Source organism: Pseudomonas sp. RA_35y_Pfl2_P32, assembly GCF_963970735.1.
Classification (GTDB): domain Bacteria; phylum Pseudomonadota; class Gammaproteobacteria; order Pseudomonadales; family Pseudomonadaceae; genus Aquipseudomonas.
On record NZ_CAXAQF010000110.1, the window covers coordinates 1 to 651 of the forward strand.

Sequence of the window (651 nt, forward strand, 5' to 3'; positions counted from 1 at the left end):
CACGCACGATTGCCCTGATATCCTCATCGCGCATCCCCTCGCCCATCCCGACCTGCTTTCCTTCTGAGAGTGCCCAACCTCGCCGTTTGACTATTGCTGGACGGGCGGCTGCGGCTTCGTCAGGCCGGAAATGCCGTCGCGCACGACGTTGACGCCCATCTTGATGGCTTGCAGGACCGCGATCGCGCCGGTCGTGTAAGCGGGGTTGATGAACGAGGTCGAGCAGTCGAACGATCCGGTTGCTGTCAACGTGCAGCCGGACCACAAGAGCGTGGCCGTGCCGAGCGCCAGCGCAAGGCTCGCGACATTGGCGACGTTGTGGAAGAGGTTCGAGTTCATCGCTGCTTCTCCAGGTGTGATGCGGCCCTAGCCGCCGTGAGGATCTTTGAGGACGTCGCGCCCGCAAGTCGCGCAGCGCTCGCGCTTTTCTTTCGGCTCCCAACACCAGCCGAAATGGCAGATGAGAATGCCGATCAGGATGCCGAGCAGCGTTTTGATCGGAGGCCATGCGAGCGTGATGCTGACGTACCATTGGGACAGCGACAGACCGTCGGGGTCGGTAAGCGCGAGACCTTCGAGCACGGCAAAGCCGATCACGATTGCCAGGACGAACGCGGTCCAGACGATGGGCGAGCGAACGCGCATGGTCAC

The 651-nt window shown here is 62.5% G+C and carries 2 protein-coding genes; both read right to left on the reverse strand.

Translation table 11 applies throughout. The features are described from left to right. Positions 1–90 precede the first annotated feature (90 nt). Positions 91–339: a hypothetical protein gene (locus AACY45_RS27340; RefSeq protein ID WP_339548566.1), complete on the reverse strand. Its 249-nt coding sequence runs from the start codon at positions 337–339 to the stop codon at positions 91–93. 27 nt (positions 340–366) lie between these two features. Next, positions 367–651: hypothetical protein (locus tag AACY45_RS27345; RefSeq protein WP_339548568.1), on the reverse strand; the 285-nt coding region annotated here is incomplete at its 5' end.